At 61.5% G+C, this 25941-nt stretch carries 24 protein-coding genes and 1 pseudogene; 14 read left to right on the top strand and 11 right to left on the bottom strand.

Annotation, left to right across the window (positions count from 1 at the left end; genetic code table 11):
* Positions 1-48: 48 nt before the first annotated feature.
* Both ACFE8X_RS02710 and ACFE8X_RS02705 read right to left on the bottom strand, forming a co-directional pair.
* Positions 49-243 carry a hypothetical protein gene (locus ACFE8X_RS02710; RefSeq protein ID WP_375449914.1) on the bottom strand — a complete coding sequence of 65 codons (195 nt, stop codon included), beginning with the start codon at positions 241-243 and terminating at the stop codon, positions 49-51.
* Positions 240-839 carry an ABC transporter substrate-binding protein gene (locus ACFE8X_RS02705; protein WP_375449913.1) on the bottom strand — a complete coding sequence of 200 codons (600 nt, stop codon included), beginning with the start codon at positions 837-839 and terminating at the stop codon, positions 240-242. Before ACFE8X_RS02705 ends, ACFE8X_RS02710 begins: the two co-directional genes overlap by 4 nt.
* A 322-nt stretch (positions 840-1161) precedes the next feature.
* Between ACFE8X_RS02705 and ACFE8X_RS02700 the strand changes: the two genes are divergently transcribed.
* The 4 genes from ACFE8X_RS02700 to ACFE8X_RS02685 are packed head-to-tail and all read left to right on the top strand — an operon-like array spanning position 1162 to position 3696.
* The gene (locus ACFE8X_RS02700; protein WP_375449912.1) at positions 1162-1839 is read left to right on the top strand and encodes an SDR family oxidoreductase; all 678 of its coding nucleotides are present in this window, start codon (positions 1162-1164) and stop codon (positions 1837-1839) included.
* A gap of 17 nt (positions 1840-1856) precedes the next feature.
* On the top strand, positions 1857-2000 hold the full coding sequence (locus ACFE8X_RS02695) for an SDR family NAD(P)-dependent oxidoreductase (protein ID WP_375449911.1): 144 nt from the start codon (positions 1857-1859) through the stop codon (positions 1998-2000).
* Positions 1997-2539: an SDR family NAD(P)-dependent oxidoreductase gene (locus ACFE8X_RS02690; RefSeq protein WP_375449910.1), complete on the top strand. Its 543-nt coding sequence runs from the start codon at positions 1997-1999 to the stop codon at positions 2537-2539. Before ACFE8X_RS02695 ends, ACFE8X_RS02690 begins: the two co-directional genes overlap by 4 nt.
* Before the next feature lie 23 nt (positions 2540-2562).
* Positions 2563-3696, top strand: coding sequence for a serine hydrolase domain-containing protein (locus ACFE8X_RS02685; RefSeq protein ID WP_375449909.1), 1134 nt, complete (start codon positions 2563-2565; stop codon positions 3694-3696).
* Positions 3697-4005: 309 nt separating this feature from the next.
* On the opposite strand, the gene ACFE8X_RS02680 is transcribed toward ACFE8X_RS02685, so the two are convergent.
* From ACFE8X_RS02680 to ACFE8X_RS02650, 7 genes and pseudogenes are all read right to left on the bottom strand, one after another.
* A complete protein-coding gene (locus tag ACFE8X_RS02680) occupies positions 4006-5835 on the bottom strand; it encodes a potassium transporter Kup (RefSeq protein ID WP_375449908.1) in 1830 nt (609 codons plus the stop codon).
* A gap of 271 nt (positions 5836-6106) precedes the next feature.
* The gene (locus ACFE8X_RS02675; RefSeq protein WP_375449907.1) at positions 6107-6508 is read right to left on the bottom strand and encodes a host attachment family protein; all 402 of its coding nucleotides are present in this window, start codon (positions 6506-6508) and stop codon (positions 6107-6109) included.
* A gap of 445 nt (positions 6509-6953) precedes the next feature.
* Positions 6954-8111: a glutathionylspermidine synthase family protein gene (locus ACFE8X_RS02670; RefSeq protein ID WP_375449906.1), complete on the bottom strand. Its 1158-nt coding sequence runs from the start codon at positions 8109-8111 to the stop codon at positions 6954-6956.
* Position 8112: 1 nt separating this feature from the next.
* The gene (locus ACFE8X_RS02665) at positions 8113-8703 is read right to left on the bottom strand and encodes a DUF1190 domain-containing protein (protein ID WP_375449905.1); all 591 of its coding nucleotides are present in this window, start codon (positions 8701-8703) and stop codon (positions 8113-8115) included.
* Positions 8704-8713: 10 nt separating this feature from the next.
* Positions 8714-9115 (bottom strand): DUF350 domain-containing protein, encoded by a 402-nt coding sequence (locus tag ACFE8X_RS02660; protein WP_375449904.1) that lies wholly within the window; start codon positions 9113-9115, stop codon positions 8714-8716.
* Between the two features lie 32 nt (positions 9116-9147).
* A complete protein-coding gene (locus ACFE8X_RS02655) occupies positions 9148-9804 on the bottom strand; it encodes a DUF2491 family protein (protein WP_375449903.1) in 657 nt (218 codons plus the stop codon).
* Positions 9805-9823: 19 nt separating this feature from the next.
* Positions 9824-9901 (bottom strand): annotated as a pseudogene (locus tag ACFE8X_RS02650) (hypothetical protein); the annotation flags it as partial.
* Positions 9902-10083: 182 nt separating this feature from the next.
* Between ACFE8X_RS02650 and ACFE8X_RS02645 the strand changes: the two are divergent.
* The 10 genes from ACFE8X_RS02645 to ACFE8X_RS02600 all read left to right on the top strand — a co-directional run bounded on the left by ACFE8X_RS02645 (position 10084) and on the right by ACFE8X_RS02600 (position 23714).
* Positions 10084-10563, top strand: a complete 480-nt coding sequence (locus ACFE8X_RS02645; RefSeq protein WP_375449902.1) for a YjfI family protein — start codon at positions 10084-10086, stop codon at positions 10561-10563.
* Positions 10560-11294, top strand: coding sequence for a PspA/IM30 family protein (locus ACFE8X_RS02640; RefSeq protein WP_375449901.1), 735 nt, complete (start codon positions 10560-10562; stop codon positions 11292-11294). Before ACFE8X_RS02645 ends, ACFE8X_RS02640 begins: the two co-directional genes overlap by 4 nt.
* A gap of 228 nt (positions 11295-11522) precedes the next feature.
* Positions 11523-12467 (top strand): carboxynorspermidine decarboxylase, encoded by a 945-nt coding sequence (locus ACFE8X_RS02635; protein WP_375449900.1) that lies wholly within the window; start codon positions 11523-11525, stop codon positions 12465-12467.
* A gap of 34 nt (positions 12468-12501) precedes the next feature.
* Positions 12502-13743, top strand: a complete 1242-nt coding sequence (locus ACFE8X_RS02630; RefSeq protein ID WP_375449899.1) for a saccharopine dehydrogenase family protein — start codon at positions 12502-12504, stop codon at positions 13741-13743.
* A 519-nt stretch (positions 13744-14262) separates the two neighbouring features.
* Positions 14263-15051 carry a cellulose biosynthesis protein BcsN gene (gene bcsN / locus ACFE8X_RS02625; RefSeq protein ID WP_375449898.1) on the top strand — a complete coding sequence of 263 codons (789 nt, stop codon included), beginning with the start codon at positions 14263-14265 and terminating at the stop codon, positions 15049-15051.
* A gap of 64 nt (positions 15052-15115) precedes the next feature.
* A complete protein-coding gene (gene bcsA / locus ACFE8X_RS02620) occupies positions 15116-17308 on the top strand; it encodes a UDP-forming cellulose synthase catalytic subunit (protein WP_375449897.1) in 2193 nt (730 codons plus the stop codon).
* Entirely contained in the window at positions 17305-19578 is a 2274-nt protein-coding gene (locus tag ACFE8X_RS02615; RefSeq protein WP_375449896.1) for a cellulose biosynthesis cyclic di-GMP-binding regulatory protein BcsB, read from the top strand. Before bcsA ends, ACFE8X_RS02615 begins: the two co-directional genes overlap by 4 nt.
* Positions 19578-20615 carry a glycosyl hydrolase family 8 gene (locus tag ACFE8X_RS02610; protein ID WP_375449895.1) on the top strand — a complete coding sequence of 346 codons (1038 nt, stop codon included), beginning with the start codon at positions 19578-19580 and terminating at the stop codon, positions 20613-20615. The genes ACFE8X_RS02615 and ACFE8X_RS02610 overlap by 1 nt, the downstream gene beginning before the upstream one ends.
* 8 nt (positions 20616-20623) lie before the next feature.
* Positions 20624-22630: a tetratricopeptide repeat protein gene (locus ACFE8X_RS02605; protein ID WP_375449894.1), complete on the top strand. Its 2007-nt coding sequence runs from the start codon at positions 20624-20626 to the stop codon at positions 22628-22630.
* Positions 22631-22787: 157 nt separating this feature from the next.
* Positions 22788-23714 carry a manganese catalase family protein gene (locus ACFE8X_RS02600; RefSeq protein ID WP_375449893.1) on the top strand — a complete coding sequence of 309 codons (927 nt, stop codon included), beginning with the start codon at positions 22788-22790 and terminating at the stop codon, positions 23712-23714.
* A 129-nt stretch (positions 23715-23843) separates the two neighbouring features.
* Here ACFE8X_RS02600 and greA read toward each other — a convergent pair whose 3' ends face one another.
* Together greA and ACFE8X_RS02590 are read right to left on the bottom strand one after the other, a co-directional pair.
* Positions 23844-24329 (bottom strand): transcription elongation factor GreA, encoded by a 486-nt coding sequence (gene greA, locus ACFE8X_RS02595; protein ID WP_375449892.1) that lies wholly within the window; start codon positions 24327-24329, stop codon positions 23844-23846.
* A 149-nt stretch (positions 24330-24478) separates the two neighbouring features.
* Positions 24479-25810 (bottom strand): family 1 glycosylhydrolase, encoded by a 1332-nt coding sequence (locus ACFE8X_RS02590; RefSeq protein ID WP_375449891.1) that lies wholly within the window; start codon positions 25808-25810, stop codon positions 24479-24481.
* Positions 25811-25941 lie beyond the last annotated feature (131 nt).

Below are 25941 nucleotides of genomic sequence, written 5' to 3'. Positions count from 1 at the left end.
ACATGAGAAAAGTGCGCCGCCGGTCCGACAACCGGCGGCACTGAAGGCTCACTCGGCAGGGGCGTAGACCACCTCGTCCGTTGTCAAGATGAGCGTCTTGCCCTTCACCTTGCCGACGATATCGATGTTATGGGAGACGCGTGCGAGATCAAAGTTGAAGCCATTGGCTTTAAAGATCGTATTATCCAAAAAGGAGAAGTTCATGGCGAAAGGCCCGGCGTCCACCTGCGTTTCGCGGATCATGCCTTCCACTTGGGCGGTGATGGCGTCGACGGCGGCGTAATGGAGCTGGCGAGCGCGTCGACCTGGCCGCCGAGTAGCAGTCTGTTGAGGGCCGAACCGTCGGCCAGCACGTCTTCGACCTTGGCATGGTCGGCGCCGACCAGCTTCATGCCCAGCGGCACGTATTCAAGTGCGGCATTGCCGACGGAGGAGCCGAGCTTGCGGCCTTCGAGGTCCTTCAGCGTCTTGATCGGGCTGTCTTCAGCCACCGCAATAGCCAGCGGCGACATGGAAACGATCGGCATGATCGCCTTGGCCGGGGCCTGGGTCTCCGAAATCGCGCCGATGATCACACCGAGATCGGTAACCGAGAAATCGGCAACGCCCTTGGCAACCTTGGTTATTGCATCAGCGGCGCCATGACCGCGCAAAATAGTGATGTCGATGTCCTGTTTGGTCAAGCAGCCTTCTACCACATCTAGATAGTGGACAGCCGAAATGCCGCCCGCGGTCCAGTCGAGGTGGAACGCCACGTTGTCGGCCGCATAGGCAGCGCCGCTCTGCAGAATGAGGGCGACTGCGGCCACCGCACCCGCTGACTCCGTCATCGACTTCATACCGATTTCCTTCCTAACGCCACTGCACATCTGCAACTGGAATACCAGTAGAATACCGTAGGCGTGTCGTCTAGTGCCTGTCATAGGGGCGGAGCCGATTATCGCTTGCTTTTTGGTCAGCAAGCCCAAACTGTGAGACATGCGGGCTGGCATAGACACGGTTCTGGACCATTGCGCGAGACTGAAACAGAGATGATTGCCATTCGGCGCGACATGCATATGCATCCCCAATTTATGGGCACCAGGTCTACAAATCGCTTGATGCCATCCACGTTAATGGTATACCAATGATGTACCAATCCATTCCGCTGCGATATGAGCAATGCCAACGATCCTGATCTCTGGCGCCAACCGAGGCATCGGCCTCGAACTGGCACGGCAATTCTCCGGCGACGGCTGGACCGTGCTCGGCACGTCACGCGACGTCTCCGCCGCGACCGAGCTCGCTGCCCTGCCCAACACGACGGTACTGCCGCTCGAGGCCACCGACCCTGAAGCCATCGCCGCGTTGGTCAAGTCGCTTGATGGCAGGCCGGTCGACGTGGTCATTGCCAATGCCGGCATTGCCATCAATCTCGAGGCCAAGCCGGTCGAAGTTACCCGCGCGGATTTCCTCAAGGTCGTGCGTACCAACACCTTCGCCCCGCTGGCGCTGGTCGCTGCGTTGAAGCCAAACTTGTTGGCTGGAGAGCGCAAGGTCGCCCTGGCAATGTCGAGCCTGATGAGCTCGATCGGGGCGAACACCTGGGCCACGCAGTATACCTATCGTGCGTCCAAGACCGGCCTCAACGCCGTAATGACCGCACTGACACTGGAGTGGAAGCCGCTGGGCATTGCCTGCGGACTGATCCGTCCCGGCATGGTGGCAACACAGATGACCAACTACAATGGCATCCCGGTGCAAACCAGCGTGGCCGGCCTCAAGACGGTCGTTGAAAATTTTACCACGGCCGATGCGGGTCGCATCATTGGCTATGACGGCACCGACGTGCCCTGGTAATCGCTGGAGATCGATCTATGCCAACCGTTCTGATCACCGGCGCCAATCGCGGCATCGGCCTAGAATTTGCCCGTCAATATGCCGCCGAGGGCTGGCATGTCATCGCCGCCAACCGCACGCCCTGGCCCCCAAGGATTTTGCCCAGCTCGGCTATGATGTGACCGAACTGCGTTATGACGCCATGGACGATGCCAGCGCCGCCATGCTGGCCAATCGGCTCAAGGGCCGTCCCATCGACGTCGTCGTTCTCAATGCCGGAGTCGGTAGCGGCGCCGATGTGCCCGCAGAGGAACTAACCGCGGAGCACTGGGAAAAGGTAATGCTTACCAATACGTTTGCCCCGCTACATCTGGCTGGTCTGCTCGAACCGAACCTGCGCCTGGCGGAAAAAAAGGTGCTGGTCGCCATTTCCAGCCTGGCCGCCTCGATGAGCCTGTACCAGGTGCCGCGCCAATACGCCTATCGCGCATCCAAGGCCGCGCTCAACCAGATGCTGCGTAATCTTTCGGTCGACTGGAAGGACTGGGGCTGCATCTGCCTGCCGCTACGTCCGGGTCGGGTTAAGACCCGCATGAGCGAGTTCGAGGGCGATCTCAGCCCCGAACAGTCGGTCACCGGCATGCGGCAAGTCATCGACAGTGCGACGTCTGAAATGAGCGGACTGCACCGCGGCTACGACGGACAAGTCGTCGCCTGGTAGCTTAGCGTTGAAGGGATCTTGCCATGATGGACTGGTCTGCACTGAATGGGGTGATTGCCACGGCAATTGCCGAACAGCGTATCGTTGGCAGTGTCATAATGATTTCCCAGTACGGACAGCCGGTCTTTCGCCGGGCGACGGGCCTGCATGACCGAGAGGCCAGTTTACCGATGAGGGAGGATGCCATCTTTAGGCTGGCGTCCTTCACCAAGCCTCTTGTGGCAGCGGCGGCTTTGGCCATGATCGAACAGGGCCTGCTGCAGCTCGATCAACCGGTCGCGACCGTTCTCGACTATTTCACTCCGGCCTTGCCCGACGGTTCGCCTGCGCCCATCACCATGGCCCATTTGCTGACCCATACCGGCGGGATCGGCGCTGGTGGCCCGGCCTTTGACAAGGTTGGCGTTTCCGGCGGCATGAGCGATACCGACCTGTCGCTGGACGACAACCTCCGCCGTCTCGCCACTGTCCCGCTGGTGCATGCGCCCGGTGCGGGCTGGGTCTATGGCAAGGGCATGGACGTTATGGGCGGCGTGCTGGCGACGATCCAGGGCGGCTCTCTCGACGAAGCCGTCCGGCATTACGTGACCGGCCCGCTCCGCTTGAAGGACACCGGGTTCTTCGTGTCAGACGCTACCCGGCTCGGGCCGGTCTATGCCGATAACCCGGGTGGCGCGCCGACGCGCATGGCGGGGCCGACCTTCGTGCCTGGGCGGGGCGGCAGCGGGGGCGTGACATTTTTCCCCGACCGTGTGTTCAACCCGCGCGCCTTCCAGTCCGGCGGCTCGGGAGGAGTTGGCACCGCTGCCGATTTCATGACGTTTTTGGAAGCACTGCGCACTGGTGGCGGCGAGATCCTGTCGCGGCAGACAATGGCCACAGCCGTGCAGAACCAAATCGGTACAATCATTCGCGAGCCCGGTTCGGCTTTCTGTTTTCTCGGCGCGCTCGTCACGGATCCCGTTGCCGCCGCCACCCCGCAGCCGGTTGGAACGTATGAATGGGGCGGCATCTATGGTCATCGCTGGTTTGTCGATCCCCTTAACAAGCTTTCAGTTGTCGTGATGAGCAATACCGCCAACGAAGGCTGCAGCGGGCCATTCCCTCGGCAGGTGCGCGACGCCATCTACGCCGATCTCGACCTGGCAAGTCATTGACGTTGTGGGCTTAGCCTTTTGGTCGGGTGCTTGGTAACGCCACAACATCAACCGTCGGAAACTCGCGAAAGCGTAAGCTGCTTGACCGTAGGTCTAGCTTCCACACACCGAATGTCTGCATTGACAAAAGGAGGAACTCCGGTACTGCAAGTGCGCGCTCACAATAGGCCAGGTGTTCGGCTCGAATGTTCGAGAAGGTTCAGTTCGGCTATGGACGCCAAGCCGTGTGCTGATGCGCGGCCCTAGGTTGGCCGACTTCCGTCGACAAACACCGGTGGCTGACGCAGTCGGCGGGGACAAGGGATCGCACTAGATCTCGACTTGGCTGCCCAGTTCCACGACCTGGTTGACCGGCAGTTTGAAGAAGGTCATCGGCGATTCCGAATTGCGGACCATGGCCGCAAAAAGTTTCTCGCGCCACAGCGCCATGCCGGGACGGCGCGAAGGGATCAGGGTCTGGCGGCTGAGAAAGTAAGCGGCGGTCATGGGATTGAAGTTGGGACTGGCCTCAAAAAGCGGTGCAAGCGCCTGGGGCACATCCGGGCTTTCGGCGAAACCATAATGGATGATGACGCGAACAAAACCTTGGCCCAGATCGCTCACAGTTAGCCTGTCCTCGTCGTTGATCCGCGGCGATAGTGCAGTTTCCACCGTCACCAGCAAGACATGCTCATGGACAACCTGATTGTACTTGAGGTTGTGTAGCAGGGCTGGCGGAATGGTTTGGGTGTCCGTGGTCAGGTAAATGGCACTGGCGGGGACGCGGTGGACCTTGGCGGTGGACTTGAGGAACATGTCCACCGGCAATGAGTGCGTGCTCATGCGTCGATTGAGCAGCAGCCGACCGCGGCGCCACGTGGCAAAAAGCACGACCAGCCCGGTGGCGATCACGACGGGCAGCCAACCGCCATCCATGAACTTGGTGGCCGATGCGGCGAACAGGCCCAGGTCAAGTGCCAATAAGACCACGTAGAGCGGAACAGCCCAGAGCGGGTTCCAGCGCCACACGCGAAAGATGACGAACCCGATCATCAGGGTGGTCAATACCATGGTCGCGGTCACCGCCAGCCCGAATGCGGCCGCCAGCGCACTGGAACTGCGAAAACCCAGGACCAGGGCAATGACGGCAACCAACAGCAGCAGATTGACCGACGGCGCAAAGACCTGGCCACGGGTTTCCGATGATGTGTGCCGGAACCGGACCCGGGGGAGATAGCCCAGGTGGACCGCCTGTTGGGTAACTGAAAAAGCGCCGCTGATGATGGATTGGCTGGCAATAATGGTCGCGGCGGCAGCCAGCAGGAGCAAGGGAACCAGCAGTTGCGGCGGAGCCATCAGGTAAAAGGGAGACTCAATGGCCTGTGGATTGGCCAGGACCAGGGCGGACTGGCCGGCATAGCAAAGCATGAGTGCCGGCAAGGCGAGCCAGAGCCAGGCCCGGGCGATGGCCGGTCGCCCAAAATGCCCCATGTCGGCATAAAGGGCTTCGGCACCGGTCACGGCAAGAACCACGGTGCCCAGGGTAAAGAAGGCTCGTATCGGGTCGGTGGCGACGAAACCCAAGGCGTGATGAGGGCTGAAGGCCTGCAGCACGACCGGATTGGCGATGACCTGGATGGCGCCCAGAATTCCGATGGTGACAAACCAGACCACCATGACAGGGCCGAATACCTTGCCCACGAGCCCGGTGCCGAAGCGCTGGATGGCAAAAAGGCCCACAATGATGACCAGCGTCACCGGTATGACATAGCTGGCCAGATCGGCGTTCAGCAAGGTCATGCCCTCCACCGCCGAAAGAATCGAAATGGCAGGGGTAATCACCGCATCGCCATAAAACAGCGCGGTGGCCAGCATGGCGGCGACGGCGATATAGGGCAGTTGGGGCGATCGACGAGCAACCCGCTGGATCAGTGCCAACAGGGCGAAGCTGCCACCTTCGCCGCCATTGTCGGCGCGCATGGTGACGAACACGTATTTAACCGTGACCACCAGGATCAAGGCCCAGATCAGCATCGAGAGGACGCCCAGCACATGGAACTGATCGAGCGGCAGGCGATGGTGTCCGACAAAGCTCTCCCGGAAGGCATAGAGCGGGCTGGTGCCGATGTCCCCGAAAACGACGCCGGTGGCGCCCAGCATCAGTTTAACGCGGGCAGAGGCGGACGAAGGTTTCAAAAAGTCACCGAAAACTGTAGCTGCTTGAAAGGGCTATCATGATTCAGCAGTTAGTCGAAGACCCCGCGCGGCACGTGAACTTTCAGAATAGGCTCAAAACGCCGCCACCTTGAGAGAAGAGGCAACCACGAACCACTCGGTTCGTACAATAATCAGTATCAAACAACAGAAACGCGGCCGGTGAGAGATAGGCCGCGTTTCGTTTCGTCATCGGCATCACCACTCGAACGCGAATTCAAGCCGCTTCAATGGCGGCTTCAATGTCGCTGATGGAATGGCCAGTCAGGTCCTTGGCCACCTCGCCGAGCAGCTTGGCGCTGAGCGCCTTGTGGTAGTGCTTGCGCATTTCGCCAAGTGCGCGCGGGGCTGCAATCACCACCAGACCGTCGATATTGCCATCCAGCACGCCCTTGTTGAGCATGGCCACGATGCCGGCCGAAAAACCATCCTCGCTGGACTGGCTCGCATCGGGATTGCCCGAGCTGTTCTGCCGCGAGCCGCTGCCCTGAATAGCATCGTCAACGTCCGCATGCTTGGCCGGGGCAAGCTTGAGCCCGGCCTCATCCCCCGAATTGTGAAACAGGTTCAGCTTTTCGCCATCTGCAACGGCAACTGTCGTCCCTTTGGGTAGCATCATGAGAGTTCTCTCGGGTTGTTGTGGAAAAGTGGTGGTGCAGCCCAGCAGCCGGCTCACCAGCATTTGGTCATTGCTGGCACACATCCGCGTGGCCTTTGGATTTGCGACCAGCGCGCCAGGGCCGGACGCATCGCTGGCGCTGAACGCGTAATGCCTCGGCTCGGTCGGCCGTGCGCTGCTCCAATGCGTCTCTGCGATCGCCGACAGGAACGCGTGTGAGTGGCTATCGATCCCATAATCGCCAGACATTGTCGTCACGCCCCAATCTTGACGTGATCGGGCAGTCACCTGACCTATCAGTCCATGCTGGCGTCGATACGAGCAAAAGCCAGCCATGACGTTTGATTTTTGGCCTGTGCCCGGCAGCGGCCATCGCGCCAAGCCGTGGCCGTGGGCCCGCGATGGCGGCTTCGACACCGGCGGCTGCGATAGCGGGCCGGTCCCCTCAATCTTGAATGAAATGCGGAACGAACCGCGACAAGTTGGCCGTGATGGGAGATTTGTCTTCCCGGACAGCCAGCCCGCAGGCGCGGTCACCGACAATCCAACTCCCGAGTACCGCAAACCCGCCTGCGCTCTCGAACAGGGGCGTATAGGCCTGGATGATGAAACCTTCCTCGCCGTAGTGTCCAGGCGCTTCGGCCATGACTTCACCATTGCGGGTGATGGTGACGTTCTCTCCCTCGCGCGACAGTAAGGGCTTGCGCACGAACTCGCTTAATTCACCGGCCTTGGGGTCGTCGGGAAAATAGGCGGCGAGCAGGTTTGGATGGCCGGCGTGTCGCTGCCACAAAAGCGGCAGCAAGCCCTTGTTGGAGAGCACGGCCTTCCAGGCAGGTTCGACAAAAACATCGCCCGAGGGAATGAGCTGTCGGGCAAAGGGCTCCCGCAGCATGAATTCCCAAGGGTAAAGCTTGAAGCAGCGATCGATGACGCGGTCCTTGAGGTCGGTGAAACGGCCTTGAGCATCGATGCCGATCTCGCTCATATCAAGCAGATCGACCCGGTGCCCGGCCTGCACGGCGCAGTCCATGAGATAGACCGTGGTGCCCCGGTCCTCTTCGTTGTCGAGCATGGCGGCGAAGTGGAAGATGGATGCCTTGGAGAATGCCCCAAAGGCCTCGATCAGGTTCTCCTGCAGTGAATTGAACTGATCGGCTTCCTTGGGCAGCACGCCCAGATCAATCTGGTCGGTCAGCCAGTTGAACTGGAAATAACCGGTTTCAAAGACCGAAGTGGGCGTATCGGCATTGTATTCCAGCAGCTTGGCTGGGGCCGTGCCGTCATAGGCGAGATCAAACCGGCCATAAAGGTGCTTGTCGCTGCGCTGCCAGGAACGGGTTATCACATCGCGCAGTTCGTGCGGTATGGCGAGGCGATCGAGATATTCCTCGTTGCCCACGATGTCACCGACCAAGTCCATGCACATCTCATGCAATTCGGAAGAGGGGGCTTCAATCTCCTCTTCGATCTGGCGGATGGAAAAGACATAGGCCACATCATCGAGCCAATAGGGCTCGCCGTACATCTCGTGAAAGCCGAAACCGACAGAGCGTGCTTTCTCGCGCCAGTCTGGCCGTTCCGGGACAGCTATCCGCTTCATGCTATCCCCCAAAACCGAGGCCGCTGGGGCGTCCGCCGAAACCCTGCCGGGCCACCGTCTGGGTATTGACGTTGACCGGCTGCATGTTCTGCCGGGAAGGTGCCAAGGTCGTGCCATTGGCGCCACCGCCGGTTCCCGGCGTCAGGGTCTGGCCTGAGCGGTTGCGATAGATCGGGCTTGAGCCATAAGCATAGCCGTTGAGTTCGCGCTGGCGGCGGTAGGCGCCGTAATCGGTGAGATTGTTGATGGCGGAAGACATCATGTAGCCCGCAAGGAACGGTATGAAGAAACTGCCGCCGCCACCGGTGTTTGCCGCAGCAGGAGCAGGGGCGCACTGACCGGCGCCATATTCCGCTTCGCAGGCAGCAAGCCCATCGAAGCGTGGCGCCGAGGCCAAATGCGCCTGCATTGCGTCCTGGTAGCCGGTTTGGCAAACCTGCTGGTCCATCCCGGCCTCTATGCATTGTTGCGCCGAGGTGAACATGACTTCCGCCGGCGGGTCGCCGGCGCAACTCGCCAGGGCCAGGCTAGAGGCCGCTATGGTGCCAAGGGCAAGCAGGGGAGATCGGCGGCCGGTAAAGCGTCTGCGCATAATAGCTTCCTTAATAGGTCATGCAGGCAGCATTGAGAATGCCAACGGCCAAGGCGATCCCGCCGCCCCAAAGGCCGGCCGCCATGTCGCCGCTGCTGATCTTCTCGTGCAGGCGCTGCATGGTAAAATTGGCTATGAAGAAGGCCAGGATTTGAGCCAGGATACCGATGATCGCCCAGATGACGTAGTCGATGATGCTGACGGAGTTGGCGGCGGCTGACGCCAGGGGCAGGCTGAAGCCGAGCAGGGCACCCAAAAAGGCAGTTACCGCAGCCAGATTGCCGGCGCGGATAAGTTCGACCTCCTTTTGGGGCGTCATGGTGGTGTAGACGCCGAAAAAAGCGGCATAGGCGAGCATGCCGATCGCAAAATATCCCAGAAAGGCCGGAATTCCGGCCAAATAGTCTAGCATCGCAGCGTTCCTCGCTTGGTTGAAGGGGTCGTCTAGACGCGGCGCACATCGGCGGGGCCGAGACCATAGCCGAGCAGAAACTCGACCGACCCTCCGGCGCGATGATTGTCGGCATCCTGTTCGATGTTGATCAGCAGCATTTCCCGTCCATTGCCCAGCGGGCGGAAGTACAGCATGCAGGTTTGCTGGATTGTGCGCCGGCTTTCCCCGTCCTCTACCTGTTCGACAAATTGCACGGGCTCGGCGCGATCGGGGCCTTCACCCCAGAAGCGCTCGAACATGATGCCGTCGGCGTCATACCGGGGTTGGCCGAGCAGGCCATTGCGGCCGCGCCAGCGGTCCCACTCGCCCGGACCGGCCGGAACCACGCTATCCCATGGCTGGTAGTAACTGACATCCTGCACCTGATCTCCCGGAGAGCCGGAGGCCGAGAGCACCTGGAGCATATGATGCTGGTCATCGTAATAGCGCGACAGTGTCGAGGCAGCGTCGAGGCGCACTTCGCCATAGGCGGAAACGATCAACGGGCCCGACTGGGGCAGCGGCATCGATGGCTGCCCGCCGATGGCATCCGCCTCAAGCGAAAGGAAATCCAGCTCGATCGCACCGCCAAGCGCAACGCCGAGCGGGCCACGCTCGAGGGGCGTGCGCTTGACGCTTTCCAGCTTTTTGCCAAACCAGTTGATCATTGGGCTTCCCCGACATTACGAGAGCCATGGCCAACAGCCTGCCCGCGCTTGACTGCGGCGAATAAACTTCATAGCCGACCATGGTGGCCGTTACCATGTAGAACTACATGAGATCGGCAGGGTTGCCTGATTGCTCGTTTTGCCTTGCAACGGCCAGGAACACAGAGGAGAGGCTAAGGCTCGCCGGAACCGGGAAATTCAATAGCTCGTCGATAACTCTTTCCGGTGCGCCGCTACTTTTGCGACCGTGGGGTGTTGTCATTACAGCGTGCCGGTCCGATGCAATCGATACTGAATTTTGATCCGACACAATGGAGGCTTGCCTTGGAGAACTGGAACCTGACAACGCTGACGCGGCTTTTCGCGGCTGACCCCGAAATGCTGGGCGATGTGGATGTCAATGTCCCGCCAGGGGGCGAAGTCCTGTGCGTCACGCTCAAGGAAAAGGGTGCGCTGGATGTGTTCGTCGCGGTAAGCGGGGAGCGAGACATTCTGGCCAGCGTCGTTCTGGCCAAATGTTCGAGCGTTCCCAACCGGGAGGCCTTTGAGCGCATGGTGCTCAAGACCCATAAATTCGTGCCCCTTTCCAGCTTTGGGATTACGATGATGGATGGCGAGGAGTGGTACGAACTGTTCGGCTCGTTGTCCGCGCGTTCCGCGGCGGCGGTCGTCGTCGAAGAGGTTGCTATCCTTGCCGCCAATGCGGTGGATGCAGCCAGCCTGATCGAAGAATGGCGCAACGGGGAGTATTCGGCATGAGCGCTTGGGGTAAGATTTTTACCGCCATCCGGGGCGGGGTCAACGAAGCGGCAGAAGCGGCCGTCGACAATCAGTCGATGCGAATCCTGGATCAGGAAACCCGCGATGCCGAACAGGCGCTGCGGCAGGCACGCTCCGATCTTGCGGGCATCATGGCATCAAACAAGAGCCTGATGCGGCGTATCGAGGAAAACCGCGCCAAGGAGACAAAGGACAGCGACAGCGCCCGTGCAGCCATCACGGCCGGGCGGACGGACCTGGCGCAGGGTCTGGCCCAGCGCATCGCTTTGGTGCGAAGTGAACTGCAGCGCGATCAGAGCGAACTGGATGGCCTGATCCCTCGCCAGCAGCAGATGTTGCGGACAATCCAGGACACGGAGTCCCGGATCACACAGATGAAGCGTGAGGTCGACAACGTTCGCGCCAATGAGGCTTTGCTGCGGGCGCAGTCGGCGATTGCGCACAACCAGGCTGGTGTCAACAGCCGCCTGGGCACGGCAATGGACAGCCTGGGCCGCATCAAGAAGCGGCAGGAAGACACGGCGAACCGCATTGCGGCAGGCGCCGAACTTGCCGCCATCGAAGACGGCACCGACCTTGATCGCCAGTTGCGCGAAGCGGGCATTGGTGGCTCAAGCCAATCGGCCGACGACATCTTGGCCCAGTTGATGTCCCCCGCTTCAAGCCCCGATCAGGGCGCACTGCCCTCGCCGACAAAGCGTCTTACCTGAGGCAGTCCGGCTTGGCAGGCCGGTCCGACGCCTGCCAAGCTGTTGCTGCCGAGGACGAGAAAGGCCGAAGGTTTGACGTTGGCGACGCCCTATTATCTTATCGACAAGACTGCGCTTTTGGGCAATTTGACGAAGGTTTCTAGGCTTCGTCAGCTGTCGGGAGCCCAATGTCTTCTGGCCCTGAAGTGTTTTGCTGCACACGCTGTGTTCGACCTCATGGCGCAACACATGGATGGCACGACGTCGTCATCGCTGAACGAAGTCAGGTTGGGCCGCGAAAAGTTCGGCGGCGATACCCATGCCTATTGCGTTGCCTTCAGCGACGGCGAAATCGATGAGGTCGCTGCCCTTTGTGACACTATCATCTTCAATTCGCTCAGCCAGCTCGAGCGTTTCGCAGGTCGGGCCGAGGGCCGGAAGATCGGGCTTCGCATCAACCCGCAGGTCAGTTCCTCGCGTTTCGAATTGGCCGATCCCGCACGAGCCCACAGCCGGCTCGGAGAATGGGACATCGATCGCATCCGCTCAGCTTTGCCCGCAATCTCCGGCATCATGATCCATTGCCACTGCGACAATGACAGCTTTCCCAGTTTTTGCGCCATTCTCGACAGCATCGACGAGCGGTTCGGGCCCGTACTCACGCACCTTGCATGGGTCAGCCTCGGCGGCGGCATCCATTTCACCGGGGAGAACTACCCGCTCGAGGAATTTGCTGATCGGCTCAAGGCCTTTGCGTCCCGTTGGGGCGTACAGGTCTATCTTGAGCCGGGGGAGGCGGTGGTCACCAACAGCACGACGCTCGAGGTCACGGTGCTCGACATTGTGGAAAACGGCAAGCACCTGGCCATCGTGGATGCCTCAACGGAGGCCCATATGCTCGACCTGCTGACCTACCGGCTGAGTGCCAGGCTGCATCCCGATGAAGGGCCGCACCGGTATGTGGTATGTGGGCAATCGTGCTTGGCCGGGGATGAATTTGGTGAATTCAGGTTCGAGGCACCCTTGCAGGTTGGTGACCGTCTCTCCATACAGGACGCGGGCGGCTACAGCATGGTCAAGAAGAACTGGTTCAACGGCCTTAAAATGCCCTCGATCGCCGTTCGCGACCTGCACGGCAAGGTTGGCCTGATCCGCAGCTTCAGCTACGCGGACTATTGCAACAGTCTGTCCTGAAGGGGCAAGTCGCCGCAAAGGACACCGGGGCTTCGTGAAAAACAACATCTTCATCATCGGCGCGGGCGGGGTGGCGCATGTCGTCGCACACAAACTGGCCAGCGCGCCCCACATGCTTGGCAATCTTCACATCGCCTCTCGAACGATCGGCAAATGCGATGCCATCGTCGCAAGCATCCGGGCCAGGTCGGGTGTGCAAATGGCCGGACAGGTACAGACGCACTTGCTCGATGCCTTTGACATTGCGGCCACCATGGACCTGATCGTACGGACACGGGCTAGCATCGTCGTCAATGTCGGACCGTCTTTCCTCAACATGGCGGTCTTGCGCGCCTGCATCGAAACCGGTGCGGCCTATATTGATACTGCCGTTCATGAGGATCCTGACAAAGTCTGCGAGCAGCCCCCCTGGTACGCCAACCATGAATGGACACACCGCGCGGAGTGCGAACGCCGCGGCATCACGGCCATATTGGGGGCCGGGTTCGATCCCGGTGTGGTGAACGCCTATGTGGCCCTGGCAGCGCAGGACCATTTCGACACGCTGCAAACCGTTGATATCATCGATGTCAACTGCGGATCACACGACAAGTATTTTGCCACAAATTTCAATGCGGAAATCAATTTGCGCGAGTTCATTGGAAAGGTCTGGACCTGGCAGAAGGGACAATGGACATCGCATGAGATGTTCGAGATTAGCCGGACCGATGAACTGCCCATTGTGGGGCGACAGAAGACCTACCTGACCGGGCATGATGAAATCCATTCGTTGTCATCCCGGTTTCCGCAGGCCGATATCCGGTTCTGGATGGGGTTCAACGACCGCTACATCGCCGTCTTCGATGTACTCAAGAACCTTGGCCTGCTTTCGGAAAAGCCGGTGACAATGGCGGATGGCGCCAATGTGGTCCCGCTCCAACTGGTCAAGGCCGTGCTGCCAGATCCAATGTCGCTGGCGCCTGGCTACACGGGCAAGACCTTCATCGGCGCGCTGATCACCGGCATTAAAGACGGCAGGGTCGGCGAGATATTGCTCTACAACACTTGCGACCACGCGGCATGTTTTGCCGAAATCGGCAGCCAGGCCATCTCCTACACGGCTGGCGTGCCAGCCGCCGCCGCCGCCCTGCTCGTTGCCCGAGGCGATTGGAACGTTCACCGGATGGTCAACGTGGAACAACTCCCGCCACGCCTATTCCTGGGCCTCATAGCCGAAATGGGCCTTCCCACATTGTTCTGCGACCAAGCGCACCACGCCGCCGCGGCTGAAAGTTGAGCGTCCTCTGTGGCGTCCAAAGTTGCGCCTATATGCCGCCCGGATACGGTGCGGTCGCAAACGAAGTCGCTTCGTTGCCCGCCGGCGTCGCCTTTTCCCCAAATCCGGGTACTTCTGCATCCTGGGCAGTGACGTCTTTGGACTTCGTTATGGGTGTGCCCGCGTTGACCTGGAAAACTCAGGTCAAGCGTAAAATCCGACAGGTCGCCATCGTTGATAGAATGATGTTTCCCTGATCGTGAAAGAATTCAGGACAATTGCGTCCGTTATTCCCGTTTTGTTAATATTGAATCACGTTGGCATCGTAAATGCTTGTCGCCCGCGTCCTCCATCTTGGGCTGGTTACCTTTTCGCAATTCTGTCGCGATAGACGAACTACGGACTGCAACGCAGGCGTCCAGCTGTAGCTATCTTGATAGGGCCAGTATTTTGAGAGACATGCTCGCCAAGGGATGTGCACTTATAGCGGTGACCTTTTGCTCACTTGCGCTCTGTGCGTGTTCGACAACGGCACCTCTGGTGAGCGTTGCCCCGCGTCAGGTTGACGGCGCTGAAAGCCTCGTGACGCTTTGGCCGGGGGCCGGAGCACTCCTGAGCGTGGTGCAGACGGTTTATGTGAACGCCACGGAGCAGACCATCTCGCTCGACAGCGGCGCCAAAGGCCCGGGACAGAATTATATCACGGTTCAGCTCTTCGCCACCAAGGCCGAAAGCAATACGCTGGGCGGATTGCAGGATGTGCCGCTGGCGAACATGGACCTGGCCGGCGAAGCGCGCGGCAAGGTTTCCCAGGCGGATATGAAGCTCTCGCCCTTTTTCGTGCAGAACGCCTATGGGCCATTCGGCTACTCGATGGGCCGCACGGCGACTGGCGATATCTGCATGTATGCCTGGCAGCGCGTTCCACCGGATCTGAAACCCGGTGGCGGCGTGGCGCGTGGCGCTATCAATATCCGCGCCTTGATCTGCGACTATGGCCGAACCGAGCAGGAGCTGCTCGACGTCATGTTGCAACTCCATATCAAGGGTCTCACCGGGCAGGCGCGCGGTGTGGCGGCGGGGATTGGCGCCTATGGCGCGGTTGTATCGCCGTTTGCCGCGGGACTGGGAAATGTGCTGCCGCCGATCGAGGATCGTGCTCCGGCCCCTTCCCGCACGTCCACTGTTGCGACGCCAATAGTGTTGCTGCCCGATGCCCCCGGCCCGGTGCCAAGTCCGCCGGGCATAACCATTCCCGCACCGCCGGGCGCTATATCGGTTCCCGGACCTTCCGGCACCGCGGTGCCGATCGTGCCGCCACCCAGCTGAGCCCCCAGCCGGCCTCGGCCGGCTTGTCGACCACCGTTTGAATTGAACCCAATAGAGCCAGTCAATGCCAAAAATAATCTCGACGGTTTCCTGGATGGCTTTTAGCGCGATGGTGCTGTTCATCATCACCATGCCGGTCAGCATCCAGGCGCACCTGGTGACGGCCGTGGTGCTGCTGGCGCTGATGCTGGTGATCAAGATGTTCCGGCTGAGCGGAACCTGGCGGCTGCTGCTGCTCGGCTTTGGCACCACGATCGTGCTGCGTTACGCCTACTGGCGCACCACCAGTACGCTACCCCCGATCGACCAGATCGCCGACTTCATCCCCGGATTTCTGCTTTACATCGCGGAAATGTACAGCGTGATGATGCTGGGGCTCAGCCTGTTCGTCGTGTCTTCCCCGCTGCCGCCGCGGCCCTCGCAGCGGCTCGGCGCCGATGATCACGTCCCGACCGTCGATGTGTTCGTCCCCAGCTTCAATGAAGACCGTGCCTTGCTGGCCGGCACTTTGGCCGCGGCGAAGGCCATGGACTATCCCGCCGACAAGTTCACCGTGTGGCTGCTCGACGATGGCTCGACCACACAGAAGCGGACCAGCGCCAATGTCGATGCGGCGACGGCCGCCAATCGTCGCCACGAAGACTTGCAGCAACTCTGCCGCGATCTTGATGTCCGCTACCTGACGCGCGAGCGCAACGAACACGCCAAGGCCGGCAATCTCAATAACGGGCTCAAGAACTCATCGGCCGAACTGGTCGCCGTATTTGACGCCGACCACGCCCCGGCACGCGATTTCCTGCAGGAGACCGTGACCTATTTCGGCAAGGACGCGCGGCTTTTCCTGGTGCAGACCCCGCATTTCTTTCTCAATCCCGATCCGTTGGAGCGGAACCTGCAGACCTTCGAGACCATGCCGTCCGAGAGCGAGATGTTTTATGGCGTGATCCAGCGCGGGCTCGACAAATGGAATGCCTCGTTCTTCTGTGGCTCGGCCGCCGTATTGCGCCGCAAGGCGCTGGAAGACGTGAACGGCTTTTCCGGGCGATCCATCACCGAAGACTGCGAAACCGCAATCGACCTGCATTCGCGCGGCTGGAACAGCATCTATGTCGACAAGCCCTTGATCGCGGGCCTGCAGCCGGCCACGTTCGCCAGCTTCATCGGCCAGCGCACGCGCTGGGCCCAGGGCATGCTGCAGATCATGCTGATGAAGTTTCCGCTGTTCAAGGGCGGCCTGAGCATCAGCCAGCGGCTCGCCTACATGTCCAGCACCATGTTCTGGCTGTTTCCGCTGACGCGCATGATCTTCCTGTTCGCGCCGTTCTTCTATCTGTTCTTCGACCTGCAGATCTTCACCGCCTCGAGCGGTGACTTCGTGGCCTATACGGTCACTTACATGCTGGCCAACGTGGTGATCCAGAATTCTCTGTTCGGCCGCTGGCGCTGGCCGTGGATTTCCGAACTCTACGAATACATCCAGTCCGTGCACCTGTTCCCGGCGCTGTTCGCCGTGCTGGCCAATCCCAATAAGCCCACCTTCAACGTGACGTCCAAGGACGAAACCACGCAGCGTAATCGCGTGTCCGAAATCGGCATCCCGTTCTATATCATCTTCTTCATCCTCCTGGCCGGCGTCGGCTTTACCGTATTCCGCTTCATCACCGAGCCTTACAAGGCGGAAATTACCCTGGTGGTGGGCGGCTGGAACCTGTTCAACCTGATCATCGCCGGCTGCGCTCTGGGCGTCGTGTCCGAACGCCGCGAAGCCCGCGGCAATCGCCGTGTGCCGGTCGATCGCCCGTGCGAAGTCCGTGCCGAAAATGGCGAATGGATCGAGGGCGTGATCGAGGATGTGTCCTCCAGCGGTATCAGCGTGCGCATGCGCAACAAAAGATTGTCGCCGTCCCATGAAGTGCCGGGAACCGTGCGTTTCCAGACCTATTCCGATATCGAGCATCGCGAATTGGGCGTCGACATCCGCAACACGTCGACCAGCGACAACGGCGTCATCCTCGGCTGCCAGTTTGCCCTGCGCTCCAGCAACGACTATCGCCTGATGGCCGACCTGCTTTATGCCAACTCGGCGCAGTGGACCAACCGGCTTGAATCGCGCCGGGTGAATGTCGGTATCGTCGTCGGAACCGTGCGGTTCCTGATCCTGGCCTTCTACCAGACGACCCGCGGCCTGGCCTATCTGGTGCGGTTCGGACGCACGCCCAAGGTCAGGTCATCACGCCGCGGGAGGGCCGCAGCATGAAGGCCCGCCTGACGCTCCTCGCATCGCTGCTGATGCTGGGCTCTGCCCATGCCCAGCCCGCGCCCTTCGATATGTCGCCCGAGGCAGGCCTGCGGATCGTGACGGAAACTCCCGCCGATCCGGTGGCCGGCACCATCATCGCCGCACCCGTGGTTCCCGACCTCCTGCGCTATGTCGTGCCCGAGCGAGATTTGCGCCTGACCGGCGAGAACGACCGCCGCGGCTACGAAGTTTACCTGACCGCCGCGCAGGCTGCGGCTCCGGCGAGCCTTCATCTGGGATATCTCAATGCCCTCGTGGTGGCGCCCGAATCGTCCCGCCTGCGGGTCGAGATCAACGGCACCACCGTGCTGAGCACCCCAATTGCTTCGTCGGCCCAATCGAACGAGGTGGTCGCCGACGTTCCCGAAGCCGTCCTGAAGCCCGGCTTCAACACGGTCGTCATCCGTGCCGAGCAGCGCCATCGCACCGACTGCGACATCAGTTCCACCTATGAATTGTGGAGCGATATCGATACGGCCGGAACCTACCTGGCGTTTACCGGCGCCCGCGTCGGGACCCTGTCGCGTCTCGACGACATGGCCGCCGTGGGTGTCGACGCATCGGGCATCACGACCATTCGCCTGACCATGCCCGAGCGCAACGGTATTGCCGGCGGCATCGTCGCCGCCGACCTGGTGCAGGCCTTGGCCCACAATCTGCGCGTCCCCAATCCCCGCGTCGAATTTGCCTCCGGCCTCGGGCAGCAGGCGGGGCCCGGGGTGCTCAACGTTGTTGTCGCCACCGCCGCCGCATTGCCCGAAGTAGCCGGCCCGCTGGCTGCCGAAGCCGTCAATGGTCCGGTCGCGGCTTTTGCGCAGGACGCCGCCAATACGCTGATCCTGTCCGGCCCGGATTGGAACAACATCGCCGAGGCTGTCGAATCGGTGCGGGTCATCTCCCAGCAATATCCGCGCGTCGAGAATGCGCTGCCGCCGCGCGCCGACCGCATGCTGCCCGTGCCGATCCTCGAGGGGAACAGCGTGGTAACGCTGGAGTCCCTTGGCGTTGATGCCTTCAGCTTCAACGGTCGCCGCTATCGCACCAGCTTCAACATCGCCTTGCCCTCCGATTTCTATGCCAACCGCTATGGCCAGGCCGAAATCCGGCTCAATGCCGCCTATTCGGGCGAAGTGGAGCCGGGCAGCCAGATCGAGGTCTTCGTCAATGGCCAGATCGCCTCGGTGACGCCGATCCTGCGCACCGACGACGCCCTGCGCGATCTGCTGATCAAGGTCCCGATGGTTGGGTTCCGCCCCGGCGTCAACACGGTCGAACTGGTGGCGTCGCTGCGCACCCAGGCCGACGACATCTGTGCCCCGGGCACCGTGACCGTTGGGACCGAACAGCGCCTGCTGGTGTCAGGCCAGAGCGAATTCGCGCTGCCCGACTTCGCCCGTATCGCCCAGGTGCCGAACTTGGCGGCATTCGCCGGCACCACCTTTCCCTACGGCGACCAGGACGGCACCCAGCTCGTCCTGGGTTCGGGGGACGATACCATTTCGTCCGGCTTGACCCTGTTGGCCCGCATGGCCGCCCAGACCAACGCCACCATCAAGGTCGCCTCGGTCAGTCTGGCCAGCCCGTCGCCCGCGGCCGATGCCATTTTCGTGGGTGCCTACAATCGACTGCCCCCCGACGCCAACGATCGCATCGGTATTCTGCAGCCCTATGCCAGTGCCGAGGACAGCCCGGACGAACAGTCGACCAATGTCAATTCCATCCTGCAACGCTGGCGGTCGACCAGTCCCTCGGGCTCCGGCAGCTTTGTCAGGCGCGCCCAGCACTGGGTGGCGGACCTGCTCAACCTCGGTCCCAACAGCTTGGGCGTGTTTCCGCCCAGCGACAGCCCCTATGCCCCCCGCCAGACCGACCAGGCGCTCGTGCTGCAGCGCCTGCAGCCCGAAGGCGGCTTGTGGACCATGCTGACCGTGCCCGATCAGGCCGCGATGGCGGCGAGTGTCGATGCCGTCACCGCCGATGGCTTTTGGACCGAAATCTCGGGTCGGGTCAGCGTCTTGCCGGTGAGCGCCACGGCCGTGACGACGATCGAGCCCAATGAAGTGACATTTTTTGAAACCACACCCTGGACACCGCAGAACATCCGCTTTATCGCCGCCAACTGGCTGTCCAGCCATGTGCTGGCCTATGCCCTGCTGCTTGGCCTGGCGGTACTTGGACTGACTGCGGGAACGGCCGGGATGCTGCGCAACTTCGGCAGGCGGACGTGATGCGGCTGCTCGGGCTGCTGGCCGTGATGGTGCTGGGGCTGGGCGGTACCGCCGCCGCCGTCGAGCCATCGATCGACGCCGCCGAATGGGATGCCTACAAGGCCGCCTTCATGACCGAGGACGGCCGCGTCGTCGACAATGCCAATGGCGGTATCTCTCATAGCGAAAGCCAGGGTTATGGATTGCTGCTGTCCTACCTGGCGCAGGACCGCGAGAGCTTTGCCACGATCTGGGGGTTTACCAAGCGCGAGCTGATGATCCGCGACGATGGCCTGGCCGCCTGGAAATGGGACCCGACCGCCTCCCCGCACGTCACCGACCCCAACAATGCCACCGATGGCGATATCCTGTTGGCCTATAGCCTGGGCCTTGCGGGCCTTGGCTGGGACGAGCAGCCCTATCAGACCGCTTCGCGCGACCTTGCCAATGCCGTTGGCCGCACCGCCACCATGTCCTGGCACGGCCGGCATGTGCTGCTGCCGGGCGCGTTCGGCTTCCGTCCGGAAGACCTGGACGATGGTCCAGTCGTCAATCTTTCCTACTGGATCTTCGAGGCTTTTCCGGTTCTCGCAAAAATCGCGCCCGAAACCGACTGGCTCGCTCTTGCCATCGATGGACGCCGGCTGGTGTCGGAGGCCAAGTTCGGCGAGTCCGGCTTGCCCAGCGACTGGATTTCGCTGGCCGGTGCTGCCCCGGCCCCCGCAGCAAGTTTTCCGCCCGAGTTCAGCTATAACAGCATCCGCATTCCGCTTTACCTGCTTCGGGGCGGCAGCACCGAGCCCGCGCTGCTCGACAACTTCGTCGCCCCGCTCGATGGCCGGGCCGATCCGGGGACGCGGCTTGTTGCCACCAATCAGGTGATCGACCCGCTGACCGAGCCCGGCTACGCGATCATCGGCGCCGCCGTTGCCTGCGTGCTGGGCGGCGAGGCCATTCCGGCGCCGCTGCTGCAGTTCCAGCCCCAAAGCTATTTCGGATCGACGCTGCATTTGCTGACCCTGTCCTTCCTTCGTGAAAACGCCCAAGCTTGCCTATGAGGTCCGTCATGTCGTTTCCCTTGTCGCGCCTGCTGCCTCTAATGCTGCTGCTTGGCCTCGTGGCATCAACCGCGCCGACCCAGGCCCAGGCGATAGCGGCCGTGCCGGCAACCAATGCGGCCCCCGTCGTTGATGAAACCGCGCTGCGATACTTTGCCCGGCAGGGCGACGAGCGCCGGTTGCGGGCCGAGATTGCCCGCCTGTCCGCCATCTATCCCGGCTGGGTTCCGCCCGACGACCCGCTGTCGTCCGATACTGCCGTCGATCCGCTGGTCCAGCAAATATGGGACCTTTATGGCAAGGGCGATCTGGCCGGTGCCCAGGCGTTGATTGCCGCGCGCACCACCACTGAGCCGGGTTGGCGCCCACCGGCCGAACTGGCCGACGCACTGGTCGGCGCGGAAGCCGCCGACGGTCTTCGCCGGGCGATCACCGCCGGCGACAATGCCGACGTCGTCGCGCTGGCCGCCACGCATCCCGAACTGCTGACCTGCCAGAATATCGACCTGCTCTGGGGCGTGGGCGAGGCGTTCGCCGAAACCAGGCGCGAGCCGCGCGCCCTTGATGCTTTCAGCTATGTCCTTGAAAACTGCGACAACGATCGCCTCGCCACCATGCAGAAGGCCGAGGTGCTGTTTGACGAGACGACGCTGTCCAAACTGCTGGCGCTCGAGCGGATCGCGCCCGATGGCACCGGCGAATTTGCGGCAATCGAAATCGACCTGGCGCGCCGGCGCGTCGCCGATGTGCTCAATGGCGTCGTCACCCGCGCCGATCCCGCCGCGCTGGCAATGGTCGCGGCCACGGCAAAAACCGACATGGTTCCCGACGACCTGCGACTGCTGGGCTACTACGAGCTCAAGGGCAACCGCGACCGCCAGGCGCGTGACTGGTTCGAGCAGGCCTACGCCGCCGATAGTTCAGCCGCTTCTGCCGAGGGCCTGGCCATTGCCATGCTGCGGCTGGGCGATGGCATCGGCGCCGAAGCCTTGCTGGCGAACTTCCGCACCGAGACGCCGGAACTGGAAACCCAGTATCTCGCGGCAGCCTCGGCCGTACTGGCGGGCGATCCGCCGCGCCAAGTCGATGCGACGGTGCTGCAGCGCATTATCGAGGCCGTGACCGATACGCGCGACGCCCGCGTTGCCCAAGATCTGGGTTGGTACGCCTATGGCTTCGAGCAGACGCAGACTGCCGTGCAGTGGTTCGAACAATCGCTTGGCTATGAGCCGACCTTTGAGCCGGCAGCTTATGGCCTGGTCGTCGCCAGCCAGAAATTGCGTGACCGGCAGCGGGTGCGCGAGCTCATCGAGAAATGGGGCCCGGTGTCACCCCGCATTCGCCTGTTCGGCCGGCCGAACGCGCCAACGACGGCGCCGGCGCGGTTCAATTACGGCCTGCCGGGCGCGACCTTGCAGAACGCCATGTTCCGTTTCCAGCCCGATGCCCCGCCGGCATTCATGCTTGTGGCGGAGCTGACGCAGCAGCAGCGACAGGCGATGGCGCGGTGCGGCAGCTTCCTGCCTCCCGAAAGCCTGTCGCCGAATACTGCCCTGCCGCGTGCATGGTGCCTGATGGATCTGGGACGGGATGCCGAAGCGGAAAGTACCTTCCGGCAGGCCACCACGTCGCCCAGCGTTTCGGTCCGCACCGACGCTTATTATGGTCAGACTCTGGCCCTGCTCCGGCTGGGCCTGATCGACGATGCGGCGGTCAGCGCCTCGGCAATGCCGCAGACCCCCGAACGCGTGCGCGACCTGCAAGTCGCCATCCTCACCAACTCCGCTACCACCTATTACGCCATGGGTCGGTATGACGAAGTCCTGCAACTGCTGGACCAGCGGGCAACGCTGTCGCCCGAGCAAAACGACCTGCTGACCATCCGCGCCTGGTCGTATTTCCATCTTAGCCGCCTGCGCGAAGCCAAGCAGATCTTTGCCGCCGTCGCGGCCACCGGATATCCCGACGCGCAGCGTGGCCTCGAGGCAACCACGGCGGCCATGCGGAAGTACTGAAAGCTGCCCAGCCGCAGCGGAACAGACCTATTGCCGATCACAGGTCTCGGCGCCGGCAAGACATATCCTGGTTTACAGCTTCGCCCTCGCCCTGCCGGCAAGGAACAAGTTCGAGCAACGGCTCGTTGGTGGGGCGGCGAACCAAGGAGAGCCAACCATGTTCATGCGCGTTGATCGACTGATAACCGAACTGCCCCCGCCGGAACGGCAGGATCCCAACGCTGCTGCCGCTCTACAGGAGCTTCTTGGTGGCAAGTATGGCGAGATGTCGACGCTGGGAAACTATATGTTCCAGAGCTTCAACTTCCGCAGCAAGGACAAGCTGCGTCCGTTCTACAGCCTTGTCGCGTCGATCACCGCCGAAGAGCTCGCCCATGTGGAACTCGTCAGCAATGGCGTGGCCATGCTCAACAATGGCCCTGACAAGCCCAAGGGCAAAAAGAGTGAGACGCCGGATATCTCCATGACACCCTTTGAGGCCATGAAGGATATTCGCTTGGCCTCGGCCTTTTTGTCCAATGGCGGCGGCGCTACGCCGGTCAATGCCAATGGCGTGTCCTGGACCAATGATTTCGTCACCACGACAGGCAATGTCATCTTCGATTTGCTGCACAACTTTCACCTCGAATGTGGTGCGCGCCTTCACAAGCTGCGGGTCTATGAAACGCTGAGCGATCCGACGGGCCGGGAAGTGTGTGGTTATCTTCTGGTTCGTGGCTCGGTGCATGCTCATTCTTATGCGCTGGCGCTCAAGAAGCTCACCGGCGTCGAGATCGAGAAAATGTTGCCGACGCCCAACATCCCCCTGGCCAATATCCCGGAGTGCCAGAAATATCTCGATGAGGGTTCTCATCGCCGGCTCTATACCTGGAGCGATGCGGACTACAAGGAAATCTCCGGCATCTGGTCGAACGACGAAGTCGCCCTGCCCGGTGACCCGCCAGGAGAGCTGGAGGTCGTTGAAGGCATGCCCGACGGTGGCAAAATACACCAGCTCGAAGGCGTTCCATCGGCCTTCACGCCGGACTATGCACCCGAAGAAATGTATGAAATCGCGGCCAAGCTCTACCAGGCCTCACGGTAGACAACAGGCGGGCGGCTCCGCTTCCGGCGAGCCGCTCGCGATCGTTGTGTTGATCACGACTGGACGGCACCCGTTGCGCATTGGTCTTATGGAAGCGATAGCGGGGCCAAGCCGTCTAAACAACGCCGCTCAAATCAAGATGTTGATGATCTCGATTTCCAGGTCAGCCACGATCACAACGTCTCCAATCTCTTTACCCATGAGGCTGCGTGCCATCGGGGAGACGTACGAAATCGACCCGGCTTGAGGGTCGGCCTCATCCTCCCCGACAATTTTGTAGGTCAGTACTCGCCCGTCGTCTCGACCCAAGGTGACCGTGTTACCGAACGCGACGGTGCTTGCAGAAGCTGGCCGATGCACCACCTGAGCGGTGCGGACCCGATCCGAAAAGTAGCGCAAATCACGAAAAGGCTGCGCGGCCTGCCGACGCCGTTCATTGACGTCCGCGATGGAACTCGCAGCATCGTAGGCTCGTCGCGCTTGGTCGAGCTGAGATTGCAGAGCCTTAAATCCCGCAGCCGTCACCAAATTGAGCTCGGCGGAAATCGGGCGGTCAGGCAGCAGTACCTCTGAGGCAGTTTCGGCACTGTCTTCCTTGGTAAACGCTACACTCAAGCTCAAACTCCGTTTGTTATCTTTGCGTCTTGCCTTATTAGGCAACGCAATCCACGTCGGGGTGGTCAGTTGCCTTTTTAGCTGCGAACCTTTGGTCAACGATGACCGCCACCGGACGAAAAACCCTTGGCCACGGAGTATCCCGACCGTTATTCGGCGGCAATCTGGGGCGTATAGGATCGACTGGAATGTCGCCACCAACCGGGGGTTTGCAGCAGGGGATGGTTCCAGGCTCCCTGCTCGCACAATGCCCCGATGGCCGATGCCAGCAGTGTCGGCCGCACTTGCTTGCCGTTGAAAACAAACGCGCCATATTCGTGGTGGCCGTCTCGGCGTACCAGCAGACTGCGCCAGTCGACCATGCCGAACAGCGCCCAAGGGGTGATGGCCCTGACGTCGGCACCCTCGGATCGTAGCTGGGAAGCGGCGTTCCAGCATTCCATCAGCCAACGCGCTTGCTCGTCCTCGGTCGAGCCATTGTGCACTTCGCTGATGATCAGCGGACGCTGGTAGCGCCTCCAGGCCTCGCGCAGTCGCGGCCCTGGCCCAAGCTCGGCGTCGGACAGGTCGGTGCGGAAAGCTTCCACATCGGCATAGCGCTCGCGGCCATTGCCGCCATGGGACTGGGGCGGAAACAGGTCGAGCCGTTCGTCCAGATAGCGGTCGCTGGTCAGGTAATGGTTGATGCCGATGATGTCGATCGGCCTGGCAGTACGCTGGATCAGCGCCAGTTCGTCGGCATCGACCCCCGCATCCAGTAGCGCCCGGAACATGGGATGTTCGCGATCGACCAGGCCCGATACCAGGTCGAGGCTAAGCCAGCGCCGGGTATTTTCATAGTCCGCCTGGGCCTGCATCCGCGACGTGCTGAAGACGCGGCCCAAATCCTCAGTTTGCAGCAGTTGCGCATGGGGGGTGACCTTTCGGATGGCCTGCATGGCCAGCACCACCCCCAAACATTCCTCCACCAGGATTCGCAGGCAGTCCTGCTCGCTGCAAGTATGTGGGTACCAATGGCCGTACATGCCGGAAAAGCGTGCCGTGGTCAGCGGTTCGTTGACCGGCGTAAACATGTCGGCCCAGGGGTAACGGCGCGCCACCGCTTCTGCCATTCGCGCCAGCCCCAAGGCGAAGCCGCCGTCGTGGAAATTGGCATAATGCGGACCGCTGCCATGATGCATCAGCCCCAGAATCGGCCTTATGCCGAGCGCGCGCAGCCGGTTGAGACGCTTGTCGTGCCATGCCCAATCCTGACGGTCTGGTGCATCGGGCGCGATGGCCTCCCACAGGACTGGGTAGCGGACGGTCTGGATGCCAAGCTGGGCCAGAAGGTCGAGATCGGAGTGGCGCTCGTAGTGCCCGGTTTCGCGGACCTGATCGCGCACCCCGTCATTGATCCGCACGATGCTGCATTCAACCCCGCCCCAAACCTGAAGGCGCGCCGATGCCGGCTGCGGAAAGCCTTCGTTCGACTTAGGCATTGGTCTGGGCCGCCTCCGACAGGGAGGAGACCCGGTGTGACGCCTGGGCAGGTCCGATCACGGCTTGCTGATCCGCCCCGATTTCTGCCGGCCTGCCATCGACAATCCTGCCATCAGAGGCGCTGTGCCTT

The sequence above is a fragment of the uncultured Devosia sp. genome, assembly GCF_964244875.1.
Taxonomy (GTDB): domain Bacteria; phylum Pseudomonadota; class Alphaproteobacteria; order Rhizobiales; family Devosiaceae; genus Devosia.
This window is presented reverse-complemented; position numbering and strand designations above follow the sequence as displayed.